Origin of the sequence: Stenotrophomonas pictorum JCM 9942 (genome assembly GCF_001431585.1) — a bacterium.
Taxonomy (GTDB): domain Bacteria; phylum Pseudomonadota; class Gammaproteobacteria; order Xanthomonadales; family Xanthomonadaceae; genus Stenotrophomonas; species Stenotrophomonas pictorum.
The window spans coordinates 19,442-35,902 of the sequence record NZ_LLXS01000046.1 but is presented as its reverse complement, the minus strand read 5'-3'; the positions used below and the strand labels follow the sequence as shown (position 1 = coordinate 35,902).

The 16,461-nt window shown below is 66.0% G+C and carries 17 protein-coding genes; 15 read left to right on the top strand and 2 right to left on the bottom strand.

What is annotated here, in order from left to right:
- Nucleotides 1-18 precede the first annotated feature (18 nt).
- From lepA to recO, 6 genes are read left to right on the top strand one after another with little or no spacing between them, the layout of a single operon-like run.
- Nucleotides 19-1,812, top strand: a complete 1,794-nt coding sequence (gene lepA / locus ARC78_RS14045) for a translation elongation factor 4 (protein ID WP_054658655.1) — start codon at nt 19-21, stop codon at nt 1,810-1,812.
- A 46-nt stretch (nt 1,813-1,858) separates the two neighbouring features.
- On the top strand, nt 1,859-2,662 hold the full coding sequence (lepB, locus tag ARC78_RS14040) for a signal peptidase I (RefSeq protein ID WP_057506523.1): 804 nt from the start codon (nt 1,859-1,861) through the stop codon (nt 2,660-2,662).
- A 44-nt stretch (nt 2,663-2,706) separates the two neighbouring features.
- A complete protein-coding gene (locus ARC78_RS14035) occupies nt 2,707-3,084 on the top strand; it encodes a DUF4845 domain-containing protein (protein WP_089153148.1) in 378 nt (125 codons plus the stop codon).
- Nucleotides 3,074-3,751, top strand: a complete 678-nt coding sequence (gene rnc, locus ARC78_RS14030; protein WP_057506522.1) for a ribonuclease III — start codon at nt 3,074-3,076, stop codon at nt 3,749-3,751. The genes ARC78_RS14035 and rnc overlap by 11 nt, the downstream gene beginning before the upstream one ends.
- Entirely contained in the window at nt 3,748-4,650 is a 903-nt protein-coding gene (gene era / locus ARC78_RS14025) for a GTPase Era (RefSeq protein ID WP_054658659.1), read from the top strand. The genes rnc and era overlap by 4 nt, the downstream gene beginning before the upstream one ends.
- Nucleotides 4,651-4,683: 33 nt before the next feature.
- Nucleotides 4,684-5,409: a DNA repair protein RecO gene (gene recO, locus ARC78_RS14020; RefSeq protein ID WP_057506521.1), complete on the top strand. Its 726-nt coding sequence runs from the start codon at nt 4,684-4,686 to the stop codon at nt 5,407-5,409.
- Between the two features lie 6 nt (nt 5,410-5,415).
- Here recO and ARC78_RS14015 read toward each other — a convergent pair whose 3' ends face one another.
- A complete protein-coding gene (locus tag ARC78_RS14015; RefSeq protein WP_054658661.1) occupies nt 5,416-6,132 on the bottom strand; it encodes an Hpt domain-containing response regulator in 717 nt (238 codons plus the stop codon).
- Between the two features lie 125 nt (nt 6,133-6,257).
- On the opposite strand from ARC78_RS14015, the gene rlmD reads away from it, so the two are divergent.
- The 9 genes from rlmD to ARC78_RS13970 all read left to right on the top strand — a co-directional run bounded on the left by rlmD (nt 6,258) and on the right by ARC78_RS13970 (nt 14,656).
- Entirely contained in the window at nt 6,258-7,598 is a 1,341-nt protein-coding gene (gene rlmD, locus ARC78_RS14010) for a 23S rRNA (uracil(1939)-C(5))-methyltransferase RlmD (RefSeq protein WP_054658663.1), read from the top strand.
- Between the two features lie 3 nt (nt 7,599-7,601).
- Nucleotides 7,602-8,105, top strand: coding sequence for a CYTH domain-containing protein (locus ARC78_RS14005; RefSeq protein ID WP_054658665.1), 504 nt, complete (start codon nt 7,602-7,604; stop codon nt 8,103-8,105).
- A 24-nt stretch (nt 8,106-8,129) separates the two neighbouring features.
- Nucleotides 8,130-8,825 carry a DsbA family oxidoreductase gene (locus tag ARC78_RS14000; RefSeq protein WP_057506520.1) on the top strand — a complete coding sequence of 232 codons (696 nt, stop codon included), beginning with the start codon at nt 8,130-8,132 and terminating at the stop codon, nt 8,823-8,825.
- A gap of 79 nt (nt 8,826-8,904) precedes the next feature.
- Complete coding sequence (gene nagZ / locus ARC78_RS13995; RefSeq protein ID WP_054659158.1) at nt 8,905-9,912, top strand: beta-N-acetylhexosaminidase; 1,008 nt, start codon at nt 8,905-8,907, stop codon at nt 9,910-9,912.
- Complete coding sequence (locus ARC78_RS13990; protein ID WP_054659156.1) at nt 9,912-10,463, top strand: hypoxanthine-guanine phosphoribosyltransferase; 552 nt, start codon at nt 9,912-9,914, stop codon at nt 10,461-10,463. Before nagZ ends, ARC78_RS13990 begins: the two co-directional genes overlap by 1 nt.
- Nucleotides 10,464-10,590: 127 nt before the next feature.
- Nucleotides 10,591-11,337, top strand: a complete 747-nt coding sequence (locus tag ARC78_RS13985; RefSeq protein WP_054659154.1) for an S-methyl-5'-thioinosine phosphorylase — start codon at nt 10,591-10,593, stop codon at nt 11,335-11,337.
- Nucleotides 11,338-11,427: 90 nt separating this feature from the next.
- On the top strand, nt 11,428-11,634 hold the full coding sequence (gene cspE / locus ARC78_RS13980) for a transcription antiterminator/RNA stability regulator CspE (RefSeq protein WP_057506519.1): 207 nt from the start codon (nt 11,428-11,430) through the stop codon (nt 11,632-11,634).
- Between the two features lie 79 nt (nt 11,635-11,713).
- The gene (locus ARC78_RS13975; RefSeq protein ID WP_083468477.1) at nt 11,714-12,958 is read left to right on the top strand and encodes an FAD-dependent oxidoreductase; all 1,245 of its coding nucleotides are present in this window, start codon (nt 11,714-11,716) and stop codon (nt 12,956-12,958) included.
- Nucleotides 12,959-13,015: 57 nt separating this feature from the next.
- Nucleotides 13,016-14,656, top strand: a complete 1,641-nt coding sequence (locus tag ARC78_RS13970; RefSeq protein ID WP_057506518.1) for an acyl-CoA dehydrogenase family protein — start codon at nt 13,016-13,018, stop codon at nt 14,654-14,656.
- Here ARC78_RS13970 and ARC78_RS13965 read toward each other — a convergent pair whose 3' ends face one another.
- A complete protein-coding gene (locus ARC78_RS13965) occupies nt 14,657-16,354 on the bottom strand; it encodes a diguanylate cyclase (RefSeq protein ID WP_057506517.1) in 1,698 nt (565 codons plus the stop codon).
- Between the last annotated feature and the right edge of the window lie 107 nt (nt 16,355-16,461).

The following is a 16,461-nucleotide window of genomic DNA, read 5'->3' as shown; positions in this document are numbered from 1 at the left end:
CCTATGTCACACGATTCAATGCGGATGATCCGCAACTTCTCCATCATCGCCCACGTCGATCACGGCAAGTCCACCTTGTCCGATCGCATCATCCAGCTGTGCGGCGGTCTGACCGCGCGCGAGATGGAAGCGCAGGTGCTCGACAACAATCCGATCGAGCGCGAACGTGGCATCACGATCAAGTCGCAGTCGGTGTCGGTGCCCTACACGGCGCGCAACGGCGAGACCTACTTCCTGAACTTCATCGATACCCCCGGGCACGTGGACTTCTCCTATGAAGTCAGCCGCTCGCTGGCCGCCTGCGAGGGCGCGCTGCTGGTAGTGGATGCGGCGCAGGGCGTGGAGGCGCAATCGGTGGCCAACTGCTATACGGCCATCGAGCAGGGCCTGGAAGTGGTGCCGGTGCTGAACAAGATCGACCTGCCGACGGCCGACATCGATCGTGCCAAGGCCGAGATCGAGGCTGTGATCGGCATCGACGCCTCCGACGCGGTGGCGGTCAGCGCCAAGACCGGCCTGAACATGGAAGACGTGCTGGAAGCCATCGTGCACCGCATTCCGCCACCGGCCGACCGCGGCAGCGACAAGTTGCAGGCGCTGATCATCGACTCGTGGTTCGACAACTACCTGGGCGTGGTCTCGCTGGTGCGGGTGATGCAGGGCCAGATCAAGGCCGGTGACAAGATCCAGGTCATGTCGACCGGGCGTTGGCACCTGGTCGACAAGGTCGGCGTGTTCACTCCCAAGCGCAAGGAAATGCCGGCCCTGCGCGCTGGCGAGGTGGGTTGGATCAATGCCAGCATCAAGGACGTCCATGGCGCGCCGGTCGGCGACACGTTGACCCTGCTGGCCGACCCCGCCCCAGAGCCGCTGCCCGGTTTCCAGGAAATGCAGCCGCGCGTGTTTGCCGGCCTGTTCCCGGTGGATGCGGACGATTACCCGGATCTGCGCGAGGCGCTGGACAAGCTGCGCCTGAACGACGCCGCGTTGCGCTTCGAGCCGGAAAGCTCCGAGGCGATGGGCTTCGGCTTCCGCTGCGGTTTCCTCGGCATGCTGCACATGGAAATCGTGCAGGAGCGCCTGGAGCGCGAGTACAACCTCGATCTGATCAGCACCGCGCCGACAGTGATCTACGAGGTGCTCAAGAGCGATGGCAGCATCGTGATGATGGACAACCCGGCCAAACTGCCACCGATCAACCAGGTGGAAGAGATCCGCGAGCCGATCATCCGCGCCAACATCCTCACCCCCGAGGAACACATCGGCAGCATCATCAAGCTGTGCGAAGAGAAGCGCGGCAGCCAGATCGGTATCAACTACATGGGCAGCCAGGTGCAGATCAGCTATGAGCTGCCGATGGCCGAAGTGGTGCTGGACTTCTTCGACAAGCTCAAGTCGGTCAGCCGTGGCTATGCCTCGCTGGACTACCACTTCGTGCGCTTCGACGCCGGTCCGTTCGTGCGCCTGGACGTGCTGATCAATGGCGACAAGGTCGACGCGTTGTCGTTGATCGTGCACCGCAGCCATGCGGACCGCCGTGGTCGTGAACTGTGCGAAAAAATGAAAGACCTGATCCCGCGGCAGATGTTCGACGTGGCCATCCAGGCCGCAGTTGGCGCGCAGATCATCGCCCGTACCACGGTCAAGGCGATACGCAAGAACGTGCTGGCCAAGTGCTATGGTGGCGACGTTTCGCGCAAGAAGAAGCTGCTGGAGAAGCAGAAGGAAGGCAAGAAGCGCATGAAGCAGGTCGGCCGCGTGGAAATTCCGCAGGAGGCCTTCCTGGCCGTGCTGCAGATGGACAACAAGTAATCGGGCCTTGCCCCGGGCTGCGTCTTTGCAACGCTAAGGATGACGGATGAAATGGTTTGAAATCGCCCTGGTGGTATTGACGCTGGGTTCGGGCTTGGTGCTGTTGCTGGACAAGTGGTTTCTGGCCAAGCGGCGGGCCGCCAATGCCTCGTTGCTGGAGGGCGAAGAACCCGCGCTGGTCGATTACTCGCGGGCCTTCTTCCCGGTGCTGGCCGTGGTGCTGGTGCTGCGCAGCTTCGTTGCCGAGCCGTACAAGATCCCGTCCAGCTCGATGATGCCCAACCTGCTGATCGGCGATTTCATCCTGGTCAACAAGTTCTCCTATGGTTTCCGGCTGCCGATCACCAATACCAAGATCATTCCGGTGGGCGAGCCCAAACGCGGCGATGTGGTGGTGTTCAAGCCGCCGCACGCGCCGGACCAGAACTGGATCAAGCGCGTGGTGGGTTTGCCGGGAGATCGCATCGGCTTCCACGGTGACACGCTGTCGATCAACGGCGAGCCGGTGACTTACCAGGCACTCGGCGAGTACATCGGCAAAGGGCGCGGTGCGGAAATGACCGGTGCGGCCTTGCTCACAGAAAATCTGCCCGGGCGCACGCACACTGTTCTGGAATGGCTGGGGCGCGCCAGTCCGATGGGACAGGGGGACTGGGTGGTGCCGGACGGCCAGTACTTCGTGATGGGCGACAATCGCGACAACAGCGAAGACAGCCGTTTCTGGACCCAGACCCATTTCCTGCCGGAGCAGAATCTGCGCGGCAAGGCCTTCCTGATCTGGCTCAATTGTGAGGGCTGGTTCTGCAAGGGCAGCTTCGAACCGTCGCGGATCGGGACGGGAATCCAATGAGTTCACAACGCGTTTCTGGGGAGATCGCTATGAATCACAAGGCTATGAATCGCAAGCAGCGCGGTATGACGCTGACTTCGTTCCTGATGGTGCTGGCCGTTGTTGGCTTTGCGCTTTACATCGGCATGAAGCTGTTCCCGATGTATCAGGAATTTTACGCGGTGAAGGTCGCAATGAAGTCGCTGGCGAATGAGTCCGGCAGCGCGGACATGGATCCTGGCAAAGCGCAGGAGTTGTTCTTCAAGCGCATGGATATGAATTATTCCGATACGGTGAAGCGAGACAACATCAAGTTTGACCGTATCGAAGGCGGCTGGCGCATGAGCGTCAACTACGAGGTGCGTAAGGCGTTGATCGGCAATCTGGATATCGTCGGGCGCTTTGACAATTCTCAGGATCTGACAAAACGCGGTGCCGAATAAACCATTCCAGCGGGGTGATCTGATCGGTCACCCGTTCAAGGATCAGGGCTTGCTCAAGCAGGCCCTGACCCATCGCAGTGCCGGCGCTCCGCATAACGAGCGTCTGGAGTTCCTTGGCGACAGCATCGTCAATATGCTGATCGCCGAAGCGCTGTTCCTGCGCTGGCCCAAGGCCGACGAAGGTGCGTTGACCCGTGCCCGCGCCACCCTGGTCTGCGAAGGCGCGCTGGCAGTTGTCGCCCGTGCGCTGCAACTGGGCGAGCGCCTGACCCTGGGGCCGGGTGAAATGAAGTCCGGCGGGCACCGGCGCGACTCGATCCTGGCAGACACCGTGGAAGCCGTGGTGGCCGCTATCTACCTGGATGCCGGATTCGAGGCCTGCCGTACCCGGGTGCTGCCCTGGTTCGAGGCCGCGCTGGCCGCCGTGCCGGTGAACAAGCCGGAAAAAGATCCCAAGACCCGCCTGCAGGAGTGGTTGCAGGCCCGGCAGAAGACACTGCCGGTATACGAGCTGGTATCGGAGACCGGCGACGACCATGCCAAGCACTTCCATGTGCGTTGCAGCGTGGCTGACCCTGCCGTGGCGACTGAAGGCGAAGGCACTTCCAGGCGGCTGGCCGAACAACAGGCGGCCGCGGCCGCGATCGAGCAATTGGATTCGAAGTGAACGACTCATCCTCCCATCGTTGCGGCAGTGTTGCCGTCATCGGTCGCCCCAATGTGGGCAAATCCACCCTGACCAATGCCCTGGTCGGGGCCAAGATCAGCATCGTCTCCAACCGTCCGCAGACCACGCGTCATCGGTTGCTGGGCATCGCCACGTTCCCGGAAGGGCAGCTGGTGCTGGTTGATACCCCAGGCCTGCATCGCCAGCAGAAGCGGGCGATGAACCGGGTGATGAACCGGGCGGCGCGCAGCTCGCTGGAAGGTGTCGATGCCGGCTTGCTGGTGATCGAGGCCGGGCGCTGGGACGAAGAGGACACGCTGGCCTTCAACGTGTTGCGCGACGCCGGTATCCCGGTGGTGCTGGTGGTCAACAAGGTCGACCGGATGAAGGACAAGGGCGCGCTGCTGCCGTTCCTGCAGCAGATCACCGAAGGCCGTGATTTTGCCGCCGTGCACCCGGTGTCCGCGCTCAAGCGCAATGGGCTCGAGCAGCTGGTGAAGGATCTGCTTAAGCTGGTCCCGGAAGCGCCGCCAATGTTCGGCGAGGATGAAATCACCGATCGCAGCCAGCGCTTCCTTGCCGGTGAGCTGGTGCGCGAACAGCTTATGCGTCAGCTCGGTGAGGAGTTGCCCTACGCCACCACCGTGGAAATCGAGCGCTTCGCCGAAGATGGCAATCTGCTGCGTATCGGTGCGGTGATCTGGGTCGAGCGCGAAGGGCAGAAGGCCATCGTGATCGGCAAGGGCGGCGCGCGCCTGAAGGACATCGGTGCCAAGGCCCGGCAACAGATGGAGCGTCTGTTTGATGCCAAGGTGTTCCTGGAAACCTGGGTGCGCGTGCGCGAAGGCTGGTCCGATGACGAGGCCGCGCTCAAGGCATTCGGTTACGGCGACAACTGAGGCACAGGCGTGATCGCCCGCCGGTGATCGTCCATGCGGATCGATGACGAACCCGCCCATGTGCTGCATGCGCGGCCGTGGCGCGAGACCAGCCTGCTGGTCGAGGTGCTGACCCGCGAGCACGGCCGGCTGGGCCTGCTCGCGCGCGGCGTACACGGTCCGCGCAAGCAGGTATTGCGGGCCGCATTGCAGCCTCTGCAATACATCCATTTCGATGCGGTCATGAAGGGCGAGCTGGCGCAGTTGCGCCGTGCGGAAAGCCAGGACGCCGCGCCGCGGCTGCTGGGGCCGGCGATGTTGGCCGGGTTCTATATCAGCGAACTGGTCCTGCGCCTGGCACCTCGCCAAGACCCGCTGCCCGAGCTCTATGAGGCCTATGCAATGGTGCGCTCCCGCTTGGGAGGCGGCGAGCCACTGGCGTGGTCATTGCGGCGCTTTGAGCGGGATCTGCTGGAAGCGCTGGGTGTCGGCTTTGACTGGCAGTACACGGCCGACGGGCAGCCGATCGATCCGGCTGCCCGTTACCGGCTGGACCCGCAAGGCGGGCCGCAGCGATTGCTCAGCGAGCGCGGTACCGGCGAGCGGCGCCATCTGGCTACCGGCGCGGCATTGCTGGCCTTGGCCGAAGACCGCATCCCGGCGCCAGATGATCTGTCGAGCCTGCGCCCGCAGATGCGTGCGGTGCTGCTGCATCATCTGGGCGGGCGTGGCCTGAAATCGTGGGAGATGCTCGGTGATCTGAACGCCCGCCGCGATTGACCTGACTCAGTGCAGCAACGCGTCCACCGCGGTGGCGAACTGCTGCCGCGCCACCTGCGAATCAGGGGCCTGCTGCAACTGGCGTACCGCCCGGCCCAGTCGCGATGCACCGACAAAACCGCAGCTGGCCTGCAGGCGATGCAGCTGGGAGCGCAGCATCGCGTCATCGTGCTGCTGGCAGGCCGAGACCACGGCATCCCGGGTCGTGGGAAGCTCGCTGAGGAACAGGTCGCGCAGCGCGTTCAGGTGTTCGCGCTGACCGTTGAGCGCGCTCAGCGCCGCGGTTTCGTCCCAGTCCGAAGCCGATTCCTCACTGACGAAACTGGCATCGTCGCCGCCCCGGGCGAGCGTGCGGCGCACGGTTTTGAGCAGCGTTTCGCGGCTCATGGGTTTGATCAGCGTTTCGCAGAATCCTGCTTGGCGCAGCCGCTGGCCGGCCGTCGCGGAGGCGTCCGCGGTATGCGCCACGGCCGGCACTCCCGGATGGATTTCACGCAAGCGCCTGAGCAGGGCCGGACCGTCGCCGTCGGGCAGATTCACATCGATCAGCCACAGGTCGTGGCGCACAGCCGCGCTGCGCTGCAGGGCGCTGGCGAACGAATCGGCGATATCCACGTGGGCCGGCAACGACTCCAGTGCGGCCTGGAAAAATCCCTGGCTGGTCATGTCGTCCTCGACCAGCAGCAAGCGGGGAATGGTTGTCCCCTGATCATGCGTATTCATATGGCTGCCTCCATGTCAGCTGCAGGTTGCATCTTAGCGAGGCGTGAGCCAGCCGCAAGCGACGGGAGTCCGTTTGTGCCGCATCTGCGACAATACGCCCCCTTTTGCGCGCAGCCGTTTGCCACGTGGCCCGATCCAGAACCCCCCGCATAGACAAAACGCCGTTCCAGACCGACATCCTCGACCTGAGCCACGATGGCCGTGGCGTGGCCCGCCGTGAAGGCGAGGGTGGCAAGGTGACCTTCATCAGCGGCGCGTTGCCGCAGGAAACGGTGATGGCCGAGCAGACCGGCAAAAGCCGGCACTTCGATGAGGCCCGCACCGTGGAGGTGCTGACGGCATCGCCGCATCGCGTTGAGCCCCGTTGTCCGCATTTCGGTGTTTGTGCCGGCTGCGTGCTGCAGCACCTGGACGAGTCGCAGCAGATCGTTGCCAAGCAGCGTGTGCTGATGGACAACCTGGAGCGCATCGGCCATGTGAAGCCCGGTACCGTGCTGCCGCCGCTGGCCGGCGACAGCTGGGGCTATCGCCGCAAGGGTCGCTTCTCGGTGCGGCGGGTGGAGAAAAAGGACAAGACCCTGGTGGGTTTCCGTGAACTGGATCCACGGTTTGTCGCCGATCTGGAGCAATGCCTGACGGTGATTCCGGAAATCGGCACCAAGGTGTCGGCGCTGTCGACCTTCATCGAGACGCTGGACGTCAAGCGCGATATCCCGCAGATCGAGTTCATCGGTGGCGATGCCGCCATCGCCCTGACCATTCGCCACCTGCAGCCGCTGTCCGACGCTGACACGCAGGCGTGGATCGCGTTCGGTCAGGAGCACGGCTTTGCGATCTACCTGCAATCCGGCGGTCTGGAGACAGTGCAGCCGCTGTGGCCGGCCGACGGTGTGGCGCTGTCTTTCGCGCTGCCGCAGTGGGATGTGGAACTGGCGTTCCGTCCGCTGGATTTCATCCAGGTCAACGCCAAATTGAACCAGCAGATGATCGCCCACGCGCTCACGCTGCTGGATGCGCAGCCGGATGAACGCGTGCTCGACCTGTTCTGCGGGCTGGGCAACTTCACCCTGCCGCTGGCGCGCACGGTGCGTGAAGTGGTGGGCGTGGAAGGCGAGGCCGGGCTGGTCGCACGCGCCAAGGAAAACGCGCAGCGCAACGGTCTGGACAACGCGCAGTTCTACGCCGCCGACCTGACCCAGGACCAGCGCCATACGCCGTGGATGAAGCAGGGGTTTGACAAGCTGCTGCTGGACCCGCCGCGTTCGGGCGCCATCGATGTGCTGCAGCAGCTGCCACTGAAGCAGTTCAAGCGCATCGTGTATGTCAGCTGCCATCCCGGCTCGCTGGCACGTGATGCCGGCTATCTGGTCAACGAACAGGGCTTCACCCTGGTCAGTGCCGGGGCGATGGACATGTTCCCGCACACCGCCCATGTGGAAAGCATTGCCGTGTTCGAGAGGAAGTAAGCCGTGGGCATCGAGATTGAGCGCAAGTTCCGGGTCCGCGGCGATGGCTGGCGCGCTGCGGCGCATGCGGTGATCCCGATGGCGCAGGGCTACCTCAACGACGTCGGGGCGATGGACAGTGGTGCGCAGAAGGCTTCGGTGCGCGTGCGCATCCAGGGCGAGGCGGCTTACCTGAACATCAAGTCGCGCCAGCTGGGCCACACCCGTCAGGAGTTCGAATACCCGGTGCCGGTGGGTGAGGCGCGCGAGCTGCTGGCGCTGTGCGTCGGGGGCCTGATCGACAAGCGCCGGCATCTGGTCCGTCACGACGGCCTGTTGTGGGAAGTGGATGAGTTTCTCGGCGAAAACGCCGGGCTGGTGGTGGCCGAGGTCGAGCTGGAGAGCGCCGACCAGGTGTTCGACAAGCCCGATTGGGCCGGCGCCGAAGTCACCGATGAGCTGCGCTACTACAACCTGGCGTTGGCCTCGCGTCCGTATGCGCAATGGAGCGCTGAAGAGCGCGGCTGATACCGCCGATCAAAGGAAACCGTCATGCGTATCGATATCTGGTCCGACGTGGTCTGCCCCTGGTGCTGGATCGGCAAGCACCGCTTCCAGCGCGGGCTTGAGCTGATGGGCGAAAACGCATCGTCCGTGGAGGTGCACTGGCACCCGTTCCTGCTCGATCCCGATGCCGATGCCACCCCCGTACCGCTGCGCGAGGCCTATGCGGCCAAGTTCGGCGGGGCCGAACGCACCGCGCAGATGCTGGCGCAGACCCAGGCGGCCGCGCGTGCCGAAGGGTTGCCGATGGATTTCGAGCAGGGCCAGGTGCGGGTGACCACGTTGCCGGCCCATCGTCTGCTGTGGCTGGCGGGCCGCGAAGGCGTGCAGGAGCAAGTGGGCGAGGCGTTGTTCCATGCCCACTTCGCGCAGGGCCGCAATCTGGCCGATCCACAGGTGCTCGCGGGCGCTGCGGCGGCGGGCGGCATCAGCGCCGTGCGGGTCCAGCAACTGCTCGATTCGGACGAGGGGCTGGCCGAAGTGCGTGCCGGGCTGGGCCAGGCGCAGGCGCTGGGTATCCGGTCGGTGCCGACCTTCGTCATCAATGGCCGCTATGCGGTGCAGGGCGCCCAGCCACCGGAGGCGTTCGCCGAGGTGCTGGCCAAGGTCGCCGTCGAGCGGGCCCGCGCCGTTGCGCCGGGCCAGGATGAACCGGGTTGCGGGCCGGACGGCTGCAGTATCTGAGCGCGGAGTCTGACGCGGCGGGCGCCATCTGCGACAATGCGCCGCTACGCCGCGGTTTGCGGCGAACTGGAGCCCCCGCATGCTTTTGATCGGCGTCGCCGGCACTGAACTGACCGCGCAGGAGCGCGGCTGGCTGCAGCATGATGCGGTCGCCGGCGTGGTGCTGTTCAAGCGCAATTTCGCCTCGCGTGCGCAGGTGGTCGAGCTGACCTCGGCCATCCGCGCCGCGACCACGCGTCCGCTGCTGCTGGCGGTGGACCAGGAGGGCGGCCGGGTGCAGCGCTTCCGCGAAGGCTATAGCGATCTGCCGCCACTGGACGTACTGGGCAAGCTGCATGCCACCGATCCGGCGGCCGCGCTGGCGCTGGCCGAGCAGCATGCCTGGCTGATGGCCAGCGAGATCCGCGCCAGCGGCATCGATCTGAGCTTCGCCCCGGTGGTGGACGTGGGCCACGGCAATCTGGCCATTGGCAACCGCGCCTTTGCCGAAGATCCGCAGGTGGTCGCGGCACTGACCGCGGCCTATGTGCGCGGCATGCATGCCGCCGGCATGGCCGCCACGCTCAAGCATTTTCCCGGTCACGGCACGGTGCGCGAAGACACCCATGTCGACACCGCGATCGATCCGCGTCCGCTGCACGAAATCGAAGCCCACGACCTGCTGCCGTTCCGCGCCGGCATCGACGCCGGGGCCGATGCGGTGATGATGGCCCATGTCATCTACCCGCAGGTCGCCCCCGAGCCGGCCGGCTATTCGCCGCGCTGGATCAACCAGATCCTGCGCGAGCAGATGGGCTTCCGCGGCGTGGTGTTCTCCGACGACATCGGCATGGCGGCCTCGTTCGCGGCCGGTGGCGTCAAGGGCCGGGTCGATGCCCATCTGGATGCCGGTTGCGATGTGGTGCTGGTCTGCCACCCGGAACTGGTCGAAGAATCACTGCAGGCCGTGAGCGGCCGCAGCCTCAATACCGCCGCGCTGCTGGGCCTGATCGCCCATGGCGCACTGGCCTGGGGCGGCCTGCTGGCCGATGCCCGCCATGGCGATACCCGTAACCGTTTGCTTGAAACCCTTGGAAGAACCGCCTGATGTCCAAACTCACTCTTGAACAAGCCGTGGCCCAGGCCGATCTGCTGGTCGACCGTCCCACCATCGACGCCGCCATCGCCGCCATTGCCGATGCCATCGCCCGCGACTACAAGGGCGAAGTCCCGGTGTTCCTGTCGATCATGAATGGCGCGCTGCCGTTCGCCGGCCAGCTCGCGCTGGAGCTGGGCGCACGCGGCCAGGACGCCCAGTTCGATTACATGCAGGCCTCGCGCTATCACGGCGAGAATGGCGGCGAGCTGGTGTGGAAGCACCGCCCGGTCAGCGCCCTGTTCGGCCGTCGCGTGCTGCTGGTCGATGACATCCTCGATGAAGGCTTCACCCTGCAGGGCGTGCGCCAGTGGTGCATCGAGCAGGGCGCCACCGACGTGCGCATCGCCGTGCTGACGGTGAAGAAGCACGACCGCTGCCTGTCGGACGTCAAGGCCGATTATGCCGGGATCGAACTGCCGGACCGTTTCGTGTTCGGTTTCGGCATGGACGTCAGCGAAGCGCTGCGTCCGCTGCCGGCCATCTACGCGATGAAGGAATAAGACCGCGCTGTGCGGGCGCCCCGGGTGCCCGCCGTGCGAGGAAGGGGCGCAGTGGCGCTGCCGGAGATGACGTCTGGCCGCCATCGCCGCGCCAGACGTCATGATTGAAATGCATCAGGAAACAAGCATGGAACATATCGCCCTGGCGGTGATCGGCGGCACCGGTGTCTACACGCTGGCCGCACTGGATGAGGTGCGCAGCCACGAGGTGCAGACCGCCTACGGCGCGCCGTCCGGCCCGGTCCGGGTCGGCCTGTTGAACGGCCAGCGCGTGGCATTTCTGGCCCGTCACGGCGAGGGCCATTCGATCCCGCCGCACAGGATCAACTACCGCGCCAACCTGGCCGCGCTCAAGCAGCTCGGGGCCACGCGAGTGCTGGCGTTGAACACCGTCGGCGGGATCACCGACAACTTCGGGCCGCGCGTGCTGGCCTGCCCGGACCAGCTGATCGACTACACCTGGGGCCGTATTTCCACGCTGTGCGAAGAGGACGGCAGCGACGTGCTGCACGTGGATTTCGGCCATCCGTACACGCCTTCGTTCCGTGCCCGGGTGCTGGCGGCGGCCAAGGCCACGGGTGTGGTGATGCAGGACGGCGGCTGCTACGGCGCCACCCAGGGACCGCGCCTGGAAACCAACGCCGAAATCGCGCGGATGCGCCGTGATGGCTGCGATCTGGTCGGCATGACCGGTATGCCCGAGGCCGGCCTGGCCCGCGAGCTGGGGCTGGAATACGCCTGCCTGGCCATTGTCGCTAACTGGGCGGCAGGTTGCGGCGAGGCCGAGGAAATCACCATGGCCGAAGTGCTGGCCAACGTTGAAGCCGCCTCGGCGGGTTTGCCGACTTTGGTGGGTGAATTGGCCCGGGGGTGATTGTCATCCCGCCTTAAGGTTTGCATACTCCGTTTGTGCGCTTCATTCAGCGTGCATCAATCCATTCATCGAACAAGGTCTCGCATCACCATGCCGAACGGTACCGTCAAGTGGTTCAACGACGCCAAGGGATTTGGCTTCATCTCACCGGAGGACGGCAGCGCCGACGTCTTCGCGCATTTCTCCGCGATCAATTCCAAGGGCTTCCGCAGCCTGCAGGAAGGCCAGCGCGTCAGCTATGACGTGACCCAGGGCCCGAAGGGTGCCCAGGCTTCGAATATCACGCCGGCCGAGTGATTCACCCGGTTGCGCTGGAAAACCCCGCTGCGGCGGGGTTTTTTTTTAGTCGCCCACGCTGGCGATGACAAGGACGGAAATGCGTAAAGCGTTGGATATCGCCATCGTCGGTTATGGCACGGCCGGGCAGGCGCTGGCGGTGTTGCTCACCCGCGATGGGCACCGGGTGCAGGTGTTCGAGCAGGCGGCCGCGCCCGGACCGGTAGGCGCAGGCTTCCTGCTGCAGCCCAGCGGATTGCAGGCGCTGTGGCAGATGCAGCTGCTGCCGCAGGTGCTGGAACATGGCGCGGTGGTGCGCCGCCTGTATGGCGAGACGCCCTGCGGACGCGCGGTGATGGACATGCGCTACGCCGGGCTGGATGCACGCCTGTGTGGCATCGGCATGCAGCGCGGCGCGTTGTTCTCGCTGCTGGATGCCGCGTGGGCCGGGCGCGAGGCGTTGCATGTCGACAGCCGCATCACCGCGATCGACGACTCGCTGCGGCGGGTGCAGGACCACCACGGCCGCTGGCATGGCCCATTCGATCTGGTGATCGCCACCGACGGTGCGGCCTCGGCACTGCGCGCGCAGGTGCAGGGCACCCGGCTGGATCGCGTCTATCCGTGGGGCGCGCTGTGGTGCCTGTTGCCGCGCGGCGGCTGGCCGCATGGCGATGAGCTGCGCCAGCGCTATGTGGCCGCGCGCAAGATGATCGGGTTGCTGCCGGTGGGCACCCGTCCGGGCGATGCCGAGCCACGGCTGAGTTTCTTCTGGAGCCTGCCGCGCGAGCAGTTCCCGGCCTGGGAACAGGCCGGGCTGGAACCGTGGCTGGAAGAGATCGGCACGCTGTGGCCGGAGGCGCGCGAGCGCTTGCAGCATGTCACGATGCAGTCCCAGCTGGCACGGGCCAGCTATCGCGATGCGGTAATGGAGCGCTGGTACCGCGGCCGGCTGGTGCTGGCCGGTGATGCGGCGCATTCGATGAGTCCGCAGCTGGGGCAGGGGGTGAACATGGCCCTGCTCGATGCGGTGGCGCTGCGCGATGCGCTGCGTGCGGAGCACGGCGTGGATGCCGCGCTGGCCCGCTACCAGGCCCAGCGCAAGGCGCACGCCTGGCTGTACCAGTTCTGGAGCCGCTGGCTGACGCCGATCTTCCAGTCCGACCGCGATTGGGTGGCCCGCACCCGTGACGTGCTGTTCCAGCCGATGGGGCGGCTACCGGGCGGTCGCGGCCACATGCTGCGGGTATTGAGCGGAACCCAGCAAGGCCTGTTCGGCAAGCTGCCGCTGGCGCCGGACTTCATCCAGGCGCTGGCGCTGTCGGCGGGAAAACCGGCCGCGTAACCCGGCGGCCCCGGCGTTGCGGCAGAATCGGGCCGACACTGTCACCCGGGCATCGCCATGGCTACGCCACCGTTTGAGACCCACGTGGTCCAGAACCAGCCGCCGCCGTTCGAAGGGCGCAATCTCTGGCGCGATGATGCGGCGTTGCGCGAAGCGGTGGCCCGCGAGGGCGCCGCGCCGTTTGCCGGGGTACTGGACGGCTATGGGGCGCTGGCCGGCGGTGAGCTGTACCGGCTGGGGTTCGATGCCAATGGCCAGCGGCCGCGGTTGCGTACGCATGATGCGCAGGGACATCGGATCGACCATGTCGAGTTCCATCCGGCCTATCACCGGCTGATGGACGTGGCCAAGACCCAGGGCGTGGCGGGGCTGTCCTGGCATTCGCCCCAGCCCGGCGCGCACGTGGCGCGTGCGGCGTTGAGCTATCTGCATCACCAGGCCGAAGCCGGCACCAGTTGTCCGCTGACGATGACCCACGCCGCGGTGCCGGTACTGCGGCAGGTGTCGGCGCTGGCCGACTGGGCCGCCAAGGCGGCCGCGCCGTTCTACGATCCGCGTGATGTGCCGGTCAGTGACAAGGCCGGCATCACCCTGGGCATGGGCATGACCGAGAAGCAGGGCGGCTCGGACGTGCGCAGCAACACCACCCGTGCCACTGCGTTGGCGACCGACGGCGAGTACCGGCTGGTCGGCCACAAGTGGTTCTTCTCCGCGCCGATGTCCGATGGCTGGCTGGTGCTGGCGCAGGCGCCGGGCGGCCTGAGCTGCTTCCTGATGCCACGCCGGCTGCCCTGCGGGCGGCGCAACGATTTCCGCCTGATGCGGCTGAAGGACAAGCTTGGTGACTGGGCCAATGCTTCCAGCGAGGTCGAGTTCTGCGGCGCGTGGGCACAGCGGGTGGGCGGTGAGGGACGCGGCGTGGCCACCATCATCGAGATGGTGATGCTGACACGGCTGGATTGCATGCTCGGCTCGGCGGCGCAGATGCGCATGGCGCTCGCGCAGGCGCTGCATCACGCCCGGCACCGGCGCAGCTTCGGCAAACGGCTGGTCGAGCATCCGTTGATGGCCAATGTGCTGGCCGATCTGGCGCTGGAATCGGAGGCGGCTACCACCTTCGCGCTGCGGGTGGCCGGGGCGGTGGATGCCGCCGGGCACGATCCCGCCGAGGCGGCGTTGGCGCGCATCGCCACGGCGCTGGGCAAATTCTGGATCTGCAAGCGCGCGCCGGGTTTCATCAACGAGGCACAGGAGTGCCTGGGCGGCGCGGGCTATGTCGAGGAGTCGATGCTGCCGCGGCTGTACCGCCAGGCGCCGCTCAACTCGATCTGGGAGGGCAGCGGCAACCTGCAATGCCTGGATGTCCTGCGTGCGTTGGGCCGGGAGCCGGCGACGCGGTCGGCGCTGCTGCACGAACTGGCGCAGGGGCAGGGACGCCATGCCGGCTATGACAGCGCGGTGCAGCGTGTCCGTTCGATGCTGGTCGAAGCGCTGCCCGGCGAGGGCGTCGCGCGGCAGCTGTCGGCCATGCTGGCTACGCTGTTGCAAGCGGCCGCGTTGCTGCGCGCGGGCAGCCCGTTCGCGGCGGCATTCATTGAAACCCGCTGGGGCGCCGGCGTGTCGATGCCGTGCTACGGGGCCTTGCCCGCGCACCTGCCCATTGCCGGGATACTGGCCCGGGCCTTGCCTGCAGACTGATCAGCCCGCGCCATCCAGGTGTCCATCAAAGCGCACCACCTGGTTGCGGCCGGTGCGCTTGGCCCGGTACAAGGCCGCATCGGCCTTGCGCAGCAGCGTCAGGCCGGCCACGCCGTCTTCCGGATACGTGGCCACCCCCAGCGAGATGGTGATCGGCGGCAGGGTTTTGCCATTGAACGGCACCGACAGCTGGGACACCGCCAGTCGCAGTTCTTCGGCATGCCGCTCGGCGGCCACGCCATCGGCTTCGGGCAGGATCAGGGTGAATTCCTCGCCACCATAGCGGCAGGCGATGTCCTCGCCACGCAGGCGCGAGGAGAACAGTTGCCCCAGTGACGCCAGCAGGGCATCACCGCCGCTGTGGCCCTGGGTGTCGTTGAAATTCTTGAAGTGGTCCACGTCCAGCATCAGCACCGACAGTGGCAGCGCGCGGCGTCCGCAACGGGCCAGTTCGCGGGTCAGGGATTCTTCCAGATAGCGCCGGTTGTACAGCCCGGTCAGCGGATCGCGGATGGACTGCAGCCGCAGCGATTCGCGCAGGCGCAGGTTGCTCAATGCCAGCGACAGCTGTTCCATGGCCGATTCGGCGATGGCCAGGCGCGGCAGCGGCCCGGGGCCTGGCCCACACAGGAACAGGAAGCCGATCTGGGCGCCCTGCGCCGACATCGGAATGCAGGCCGTGGCGACGCACTCGCTTGCCGCCGGCCGGGCGATGTGCGGGCAGTTGGCGTCGCGGCGCAGATCGTCAGCCAGATGGGGCTGGCCGCGGCGGATCGCCCAGCAGTCGCCCGGCGCCAGGAACGCGGCGGTCTCCACCTGCGGGGTACCCCAGCTGACGATACTCTCGGCACGATCATTGGAGGCGCGCAGCAGGTAGACCGAACCGGCAGTGTCAGGCAGCAGCGCTTCCAGCGTGCGCGCGGTGATTTCCAGTGCCTCCTCCGGATTGGCGCAGCTCTGCAGCAGGCCCGTGTAGCGGCCCAGCGTCTGCAGGTCGGTGCTGGCGCGTTCCATCTGTTCCAGGTTGGCACTCAATTGCAGGCTGGCGCTGGCGGCGCGCTGCTCCGCGCGGCTGCGCCGGTTCAATTCCGAAAGCAGGATGCCGTAGACCGACACCACCACGATCAGGCCGAACGGAATGCCGGCCAGGGCCAGGCCCAGCAGCAGGTCGGCACTGCGGCGGGAGCTGGCCGCACGCTGCACCAGCATCGCCTGCTCCACGTTCACCATGGTCAGTGCCTGCTCACGGATCGCGCTGGTGGTGCGGAACGCGTTCTGGGTGATCGCCGCCCGCGCCGGTTCCAGGCCCTGCTGGTCGTAGATGTCCACCACGCGCTGGATCTGCGACAGCCGCCGCTGCACCAACGCTTCAAGCGTGCGGGCGCTTTGGGCCTGCGGGGGATTGTCGGCCACCGCCTTGATCAGGTTCGACAGCAGTACCGGGACCCGTTCGACGCTGATCTGGTAATCGAGCAGATACGCTTCGCTGCCGGTCAGCAGATAGCCGCGCTCGGCCGACTCGGCATCCAGCACGCGTGCCTGGATCTCGTCGATCCGGCCGATAACTTCATGGGTGTGCGCCACCAGCGCCGCATCGGCGATGAAATGCCGTGCGCCGACAAAAACGCCAATGCCGATGCCGATGAAAACCAGTGCGGAAAATGCCAGCGCAACTTTGCTGCCTTTACTGTGCTGCATTGCTACCTAGACCGGGAAATAAGAAGTGGATCGACAGGGCATCCACTAGGCGGCGAACCGGTCCAGGCCCGGATACCGTGGTATCCGGCAGGTGGAGCGAAGGTGCG